Source organism: Flavobacterium sp. UBA6195 (assembly GCF_002422095.1).
GTDB lineage: Bacteria > Bacteroidota > Bacteroidia > Flavobacteriales > Flavobacteriaceae > Flavobacterium.
The window spans coordinates 1-3,222 of sequence record NZ_DITB01000043.1 but is presented as its reverse complement, the minus strand read 5'-3'; the positions used below and the strand labels follow the sequence as shown (position 1 = coordinate 3,222).

At 34.8% G+C, this 3,222-nt stretch carries 3 protein-coding genes; 2 read left to right on the top strand and 1 reads right to left on the bottom strand.

Going from position 1 to position 3,222, the window contains the following annotated elements; translation table 11 throughout:
* Nucleotides 1-54 precede the first annotated feature (54 nt).
* Nucleotides 55-747, top strand: a complete 693-nt coding sequence (locus B4I81_RS03500) for a ribonuclease HII (protein ID WP_291107659.1) — start codon at nucleotides 55-57, stop codon at nucleotides 745-747.
* An 86-nt stretch (nucleotides 748-833) separates the two neighbouring features.
* Here B4I81_RS03500 and lipB read toward each other — a convergent pair whose 3' ends face one another.
* Nucleotides 834-1,529, bottom strand: coding sequence for a lipoyl(octanoyl) transferase LipB (gene lipB / locus B4I81_RS03495; protein WP_291107614.1), 696 nt, complete (start codon nucleotides 1,527-1,529; stop codon nucleotides 834-836).
* 225 nt (nucleotides 1,530-1,754) lie between these two features.
* Here lipB and lysS point away from each other — a divergent pair.
* On the top strand, nucleotides 1,755-3,222 hold a 1,468-nt coding region (gene lysS, locus B4I81_RS03490; RefSeq protein ID WP_291107611.1), incomplete at its 3' end, for a lysine--tRNA ligase.

Sequence of the window (3,222 nt, the reverse complement as noted above, 5' to 3'; positions counted from 1 at the left end):
TGAAAAATTCGCAAAAAGGTTGCGCCTAAAGTTGTATTTTTGTCAAAAAAAAGAATGTTAAGCAAAAGTTACAGTAATTTAATATTAGAATGCGGAACAGATGAAGCAGGAAGAGGATGTTTGGCTGGACCCGTAACAGCTGCCGCAGCAATAAGCCCCCTAACCCCCGAAGGGGGAATTACCAACGATGCTGTAAAAAGACTTTTTGAAGAACTAAACGATTCTAAACAACTTTCTGATAAAAAAAGGTTTGAGTTGCGCCCACTTATTGAACAAACTTCAATTTCTTTTGCCGTTACTCATATTTTTCCAAATGAAATTGACGAAATAAACATATTAAATGCTTCACTGAAAGCAATGCAAGAATCTGTTTTAAAATTAAATCAAAAACCTGAATACATAATAGTAGATGGAAATCGGCCATTAAATGGAAAATTAGGTATGAAACAGAAAATAGGAAAGATATTTACTATTGAAGAAATCGAACTTTTAAAATCCATTCCAAACACAAGTATTATTAAAGGTGATAGTAAATTTTTAAGTATTGCAGCTGCATCGGTTTTAGCCAAAACTTACCGTGACGAGTACATGGATAAAATTCATGAAGAGTTTCCCATGTATAATTGGAAAAAAAACAAAGGTTACCCAACAAAAGACCACAGAGAGGCTATTAAGAAATATGGTCCGTGCAAATATCACCGAATGAGTTTTAGATTATTGCCAGAGCAATTGAGTTTGGAATTTTAAACACTAACTAATACCATTTTTAATATTCATTTCATACACTATCTATACTTTATCTATGCTATATCTATGGAGTATCTATACTTAAACTATACTATTTCCGCTTCGAATAGATTTTGAAAATGTTTAAGAATTTTATTCTTTACTTCTTGCTCATCTACATTTCTATTTAATTCAACATGCATTGAAGTAACCGCTTTTCCTTTTATTCCACATGGAATAATATTATCGAAGTATCCTAAATCAGCATTAACATTTAGTGCGAAGCCATGCATGGTTACCCATCTAGAAGCACGAACTCCCATAGCACAAATTTTTCTTGCGAATGGTGTTCCTACATCAAACCAAACTCCGGTTTCTCCTTCGCTACGAGTTGCTTGTAAACCGTATTCTGCTAATGTTAAAATTATAGCTTCTTCTAAAAGACGTAAGTATTTATGAATGTCGGTGAAAAAGTTTTCTAAATCTAAAATAGGATAACCCACAATTTGTCCTGGTCCGTGGTAGGTAATATCGCCTCCTCTATTGATCTTGTAAAAAGTGGCTCCTTTTGCTTCCAATTGTTTTTCGGAAAGTAATAAATTTGTGATGTCACCACTTTTTCCTAGTGTATAAACATGTGGATGTTCTACATAGAGTAGAAAGTTAGGAGTTGGAAGTTGGGAGTTGGATTGTCTGTTTTTAATTTTAATATCCACAATTTCTTTGAATAATGCTTCTTGATAATCCCAAGTGTCTTTGTAATCTTTGTTTCCTAAATCTTGAAGTTGGACTTTTTTATTCATAGTGAACGAAATTGTGTTTTGAAAAGTGAAGCAAAGATACGAATAGTTTACTAATTAGCCCTGACAGGAGTGACATCCTTTTTGAAAAAAAGATATAACGGATGGCAGGAATATGGAAAGCAAAAAAGCCCGAACCATTCGCTCTTAAAAAAAGTATTCAGTGTTCAGTTGAAAGTTGGCAGTTTTTTAATTTATAGTTACATTTGCACGCTTAAATACAATATTATGCAACTTTCGGAACAAGAAATCATTAGAAGAGACAAATTAAACGCTTTACGCGAACTTGGAATTAACCCTTATCCAGCGGATTTATTTCCGGTGAATCACACTTCAAAGCAGGTAAAGGAAAATTTTGAAGAAGGTAAGAAGGTTATTTTGGCTGGACGTTTAATGAGTGTTCGTGATCAAGGAAAAGCTTCGTTTGCTGAATTACAAGATAGCGATGGAAGAATTCAGTTGTATTTTAATCGTGATATGCTTTGCCAAGGTGAAGACAAAACACTTTACAATCAAGTTTTCAAAAAATTAACCGATTTAGGTGACTTTATTGGAATTGAAGGCGAATTATTCATGACAAAAGTAGGCGCTATGTGTGTTCGTGTGGATGATTTTAAAATGTTGAGCAAAACATTAAAACCGCTTCCGTTGCCAAAAACTGACGAAGAAGGTCATGTGTTTGACGCGTTTACTGACCCAGAATTGCGTTACCGTATGCGTTACGTAGATTTAGTGGTTAATCCTCATGTGAAAGAAGTTTTTATGAAGAGAACCAAATTGTTCACTGCTATGAGAACGTTCTTCAATGAAGCGGGTTACATGGAAGTAGAAACTCCGGTCTTACAATCAATTCCTGGTGGAGCGGCTGCACGTCCTTTTATTACGCATCATAATAGTTTAGATATTCCATTATACATGCGAATTGCTAACGAATTATACTTAAAAAGATTAATCGTTGGTGGATTTGATGGTGTTTACGAATTTTCGAAAAACTTCCGTAACGAAGGAATGGACAGAACGCATAATCCAGAATTTACTGCAATGGAAATTTATGTAGCCTATAAAGACTACAACTGGATGATGGAGATGACTGAAAATTTATTAGAATATTGTGCTTTACAAGTAAATGGAACTACAGAAGCTACTTTTGGAGAACACAAAGTAAACTTCAAAGCTCCTTATGCAAGAATAACGATGACCGATGCCATCAAACAATTCACAGGTTTTGATATCACTGGAAAATCGGAAGATGAATTGCGCGAAGCTGCAAAATCTATGGGAATCGAAGTGAACGACACCATGGGTAAAGGAAAATTAATTGATGAAATTTTTGGCGAGAAATGCGAAGGTAACTTTATTCAGCCAACGTTCATTACGGATTATCCAAAAGAAATGTCGCCTTTATGTAAATCGCACCGAGATAATCCTGAATTAACAGAACGTTTTGAATTAATGGTTTGTGGAAAAGAAATCGCAAATGCGTATTCGGAATTAAATGACCCAATTGACCAAAGAGAACGTTTTGAAAACCAAATGGCTTTAGCCGCAAAAGGTGATGACGAAGCCAACGGAATTATCGACGAAGATTTCTTAAGAGCTTTAGAATACGGAATGCCTCCAACTTCTGGTTTAGGAATTGGAATGGATCGATTAATCATGTTCTTAACGAATAATCAATCGATTCAAGAAGTGTTGT